Source organism: Streptomyces sp. NH27 (genome assembly GCF_056859195.1).
In genome coordinates this window covers 1-4,407 of sequence record NZ_JACEGK010000609.1, presented here as the reverse complement: position 1 = coordinate 4,407, position 4,407 = coordinate 1, and the positions used below count along the sequence as shown (strand labels likewise).

3 protein-coding genes and 1 pseudogene are annotated in these 4,407 nt (G+C 73.4%); 3 read left to right on the top strand and 1 reads right to left on the bottom strand.

Annotated elements, in window-relative coordinates; all coding sequences use genetic code 11:
• Together AC13HU_RS32990 and AC13HU_RS32985 are read left to right on the top strand one after the other, a co-directional pair.
• A partial coding sequence (locus tag AC13HU_RS32990) for an ATP-binding protein (protein WP_483045660.1) occupies window positions 1–371 on the top strand: 371 nt, incomplete at its 5' end.
• Window positions 372–679: 308 nt separating this feature from the next.
• Window positions 680–1,651, top strand: a complete 972-nt coding sequence (locus AC13HU_RS32985; RefSeq protein ID WP_483045659.1) for a DUF5926 family protein — start codon at window positions 680–682, stop codon at window positions 1,649–1,651.
• Window positions 1,652–2,377: 726 nt separating this feature from the next.
• Here the strand turns inward: AC13HU_RS32985 and AC13HU_RS32980 are convergent.
• Complete coding sequence (locus AC13HU_RS32980) at window positions 2,378–3,124, bottom strand: bifunctional DNA primase/polymerase (protein ID WP_483045658.1); 747 nt, start codon at window positions 3,122–3,124, stop codon at window positions 2,378–2,380.
• A 674-nt stretch (window positions 3,125–3,798) separates the two neighbouring features.
• Here AC13HU_RS32980 and AC13HU_RS32975 point away from each other — a divergent pair.
• Window positions 3,799–4,407: pseudogene (locus tag AC13HU_RS32975) on the top strand (phosphatase); the annotation flags it as partial.

Below are 4,407 nucleotides of genomic sequence, written 5' to 3'. Positions count from 1 at the left end.
CCGACCACACCGACCGTGCGGACCGCGCGGACACCATCGGGCGGCGCATCGGGATACGAGCGGCCTGGTCGATGGATGACGGCGGCCTGCTCGTCCTGGAGGTCACCGACGGCGGCGGCCCGACCCGGCCCCGCCCGTCGAGCCCCTCGCTGAGCGCGCACGGCGGCCGCGGCCTGGGCATAGTCGGCAGCCTCGCCCTGCGCTGGGGTGTGCGCGACGCGCCGGGCGAAGTGACGGTCTGGGCGCTGCTGCCGGTCCGCGGCAGGCACGCCCGCCGCGACGACTCGATGGGCACCGGTATCGGCCTCCCCCTGGGTGTCCCCCTAGGCCTGCCGCTCGACCTCGCCGAGTCCCTGGACGACCTGGGATAGTTGCGGCTTGCGGCGGCCCGGCGCCCTGCGCACACGGTCGTACGACGCGGCGCGAGCCGTACGGAACCGCACCTCGGTGCGACGGTAAGCCGGTCGCCCCGAACCGGCCGTACGAACCGGGCCGATCCCGTCGTGGCGCACATCTCGTATCGGCGCCCTTGTTCCGGCCCTCTGCACCCGCCCCCTGGTATGAACCGGAGCGGCCCGCGCGCGGCGCGTTGCCCGTTGCGGCCGGGGCGGGGGCTGACGACCGCTAGGCTCGCAGGCCGGAAGAACGCCGTACCGGGAGAGACCGGGAGAGACCGAGCATGGCCAAGAAGCGCGCGACCGTCACCAAGTCCAGGAGCCAGCAGGCGACGGCAGGAGATGCCGTTCCTGTCGTCGGCGCGCGTGAACCGTGCCCGTGCGGTTCGGGGCGGCGGTACAAGGCGTGCCACGGCCGGGAGGCGGCGCACGCCGTCACCGAGCTGGTGCGCCGTCCGTTCGAGGGGCTGCCGGGGGAGTGTGACTGGGTGGCGCTGCGCGAGCTGGTGCCGGCCGCGACCGTGCCGCTCGTCCTCAAGGGCGAACTGCCCGCGGGGGTGCCGTCGGTGACCCTCGGCACCGTGCTGCCGATGGCCTGGCCGGCGCTGCGCCGCGACACCGGTGCCGTGCTGCTCGGCCTGCAGAACGACGCGTCGAGCGGTGACATCAGCCGCGACCTGGCGGACACCCTGACCCGCGCGCTCGTGGCGGCGCCCGGCAACCCGGTGGAGGGCCGGCGCCCCGCGCCGGACGGGCCGCGGTTGCAGGACCTGCTCGACCTGTCCGTGCCGTTCGAACCGCAGGTGCACAGCGGCTTCGAGTTCTGGTTGGAGGATGCGGACGCGGCGGGTGGCGAGGTGGCCGCGTCGCTGGAGCGGGCGAACCAGGCGGCGATCCCCACCGTCCGGCTGACGGGCGTGGACGCCGCGTACTGGTGCGAGACGCCGGAGAAGAACCACCTGCGCTGGGTGATGCCGCACCCGGAGGAGGAGTTGCTCGACGCGCTCGCGCGGCTGCACGTCGCCGGGGCCTCGGGGCTCGTGGAGGGCACCCGGCTGGTCGGGTCCTTCCGGGCGCACGGTCTGGTGGTGCCGGTGTGGGATCTGCCGGTCGGCATGTCCGCGGAAGAGGTGGAGAAGCCCGCCGCGGCCTTCGAGGAGCGGTTGACCGAGACGCTGGCCCGTACCGGTCCGCTGACCGCGCAGGAGCGCAGGGCGCGCAGCGGCTTCACCAACCGTCAGATCACGCTGAGCTGACCGTGGTCGGCCGCCGGACGCCGAAAGGGCAAGGTCGGACGGACATCCGCCGCAGCGGTCCCGGCCAAGCGGTCGTTCAGTGATTCCGATCACAACTGCCTTGGAAACACCGGGTCATGGCACGGCTCCCCCGAACGGGGAATTTGCTAACCGCCGAAGTCTTGTTACCGTTTGAGCAGCCCGGTCGCTGGTGCATCCCCCGTCGCCAGCGACCGGGCGTTTCCATGCCCCGACCCGATCCGCACCGACGTAATCCGTTGTGCCGCCGCTTCCCGGGTACTGATCCCGTCGCCTGCGGCCCGGCCGTGGTCGTCGCGCGCACCACCGCCGACCCGGTCGTACACGTCATACCGGTCGCAACCGCCGTATCGGCCACGCCGATCGCGTCAGTCGTCGCCCGACGACGGGTGGGCGTGCGTGGCGCTGTGGCCGGCGGGCCCCCGTGGGGCGCCCCCGTGGGCGCACCCGGCGGGGCCCCCCGCGAGGGCCCGCCCGCCGGCGCGTGCGCCCGCACTCGCCGCGGCGACCTTGCGCAGCCCGTCCGCCCGGGCTCCGTCCTGATCGCGCTCCCGGTCCCGGGCACGCCCCCGCCGGCCCGAAGCGTCCGACGGCTGCTGTGACTTCAAAGGGCTCACCTGCGCTCGACATCGGGGTCCGGGCGAACATAACGCCCGCAATCCGCCGGTGGTTCCGGCGACACCCGGCTTGTACCCCGTCAGAGACCGTTCAGTAGCGCAGTCGGTCCCCGTCGGGGGCGGTGCGCCCCGCGCGGACCAGCGCATCGACGAGTGCGTCGATCTGCGGCAGCCAGGGCGTCCGCTCGGCGGTCCGGACCGCCTTGACGGCGTCGACCATCCTGGCGGCCTTGACGGCCGCGACCGGGATGATCGGCACGACCGGCTGGCGTACCCACGTCAGCGGGCCCGGCTGATTGCCGGCCGGCGGCAACGCCACGTACCCGCCGTCGCCGTGGTAGCGCAGCGAGGTCGGCACCCAGTCCTGGCTGTCGAGGAGTTCGCCCAGCTCGGCGAGGGAGTAGGGGGCGACGAGGAAGACATAGCGGGTCGGGGTGGCCACGACCGGGCCGAGCCGGCAGCCCAGCCCCTCCATCGCCTCCAGGGCGCGCGCCCCCGCGACCGCGGGAAGGCTCGCCGCCGAGACACGGTGGCCGGTGGCCAGCACCACGGGCGCGTCCGGCCGGTGGGTCCACCACCAGCGGACCATACGCGGGTCACGGGTCGCGGCGAGGAGTCCGGGCTCGACCGGGTGCACGCCGGGCACCGGGCAGTTGGGGCGCCCGCAGCCACAGGCCGGGGCGCCGGCAGGGCGCCGCGCGCCCGGCCCGTCGAGTCCCACGCCGGGTACCACGCGCCACTGCCACCGCTCGGCGTAGGTCAGCGCCGCGTCCAAAAACGCGGTCCGCTCCTTCCGCCGAAGAGAGATCTTGCGTCGCCTTCCGAGGATCTCGCGCATCAGCGCTCGTTCCTTTCCGTTAACGCCCAGGGATCTGCCCACTGCACAACGTAACTGTCGAGCACACCGCATATGAGGCAGCACACCGCACTGCCAGCCGAGCGTGGAACGTGGCGGAGGGTGGCGCACAACCGGCGCCCTTGACTCGCTCTGAACTCACCGCGCCCTGGTCGCGGGCCATATGTCATGGTCCACGTCGGACGCCGCACCCCTCGCCACTCGGGTTGGGTCGGCCGTCAACTGTATACGTACTACGACGCTTGAGCCGGACTTCGGGTTCCTACCCACCACCCGCGAAATGACGCGCTGTTGGCTGATCTCAGTCGATCGTGCGCATACACCGGGGGTGGCTGTTTTCGGCCAACATCGAGGAAACAGGGCCGTCCGGGGCACGCGTCCGACACCACTCCGCGTACCGGGACAATCCTGGACATGCCCACGATCGTGCGTGTAGAAGTGGGGTCTTGGCAGCAGCGCAGCACGACATGGGGGTTTGCGATGCTATTCATGGAGATGCGCCGCGCATTGCGAACGAAAAACGCTGATTGCCCCGCTCACCGGCAACCGGCCGGAAGCCTCCGGCCATGAGCCCCGCACACGTCAGAAAAGTGGCCGGAAGCGAGCCGTCCACTCCCGTCCGGGCGGACACTGACGCCCCTGCGCCCGCTCCCACCGTGCCCGGCGCCGCCACCGGCACCTCGACCACCACCACGGCCGGTTCCGCACCACCCGTCGCTCCCGTTCCGGTGCCGCCCGCGCCGAGTGCCGACCCGCGTGCGATGCCGCCCCGCGGCACCCCCGACCACTCCCTCGCCGTCCAGGACCGGCTCGCCGCCTGGGTGTGCGACCTGTCCCTGCTGCACGAACTGACCGAGCGGCTGGCCCGTACCGCCGCGCTCGACGACGCCCTGCACGAGGTGCTGCGGGCAGGCGCCACGCTGGTCGGCGCCCGGCGCGGCCTGATCACCCTGGACCCGGCGGACGGGCTCGGCCCGGCGACGAGCGTCGGCCTGGGCCTCGGCCACAGCGACCTCGGCACCCTGGAGACGGTTCCGCTCGGCGCCGAGTCCGTCGAGGCGGTCCTCCCCGACCTGCTGCACGGCCCCGGCCCGACCACCCGGCACCGCGAGGTCGCCGCCCAACTCGGCCTGGCCGCGAGCTACACGGTGCCGCTGATCGCGGAGGGCGCCGCCGAGAGCGGCACCGGAGCGGTCGACGAGGGCGCGGCGGGCGGTGCGTACGACCTGAACGGGCCGGCGGAAGGCGGCCGGTCGGCACACACC

Coding starts and splice junctions, on each gene's coding strand:
- AC13HU_RS32985 (WP_483045659.1), top strand. CDS start 680: ATGGCCAAGAAGCGCGCGACCGTCACCAAGTCCAGGAGCCAGCAGGCG.
- AC13HU_RS32980 (WP_483045658.1), bottom strand. CDS start 3,124: ATGCGCGAGATCCTCGGAAGGCGACGCAAGATCTCTCTTCGGCGGAAG.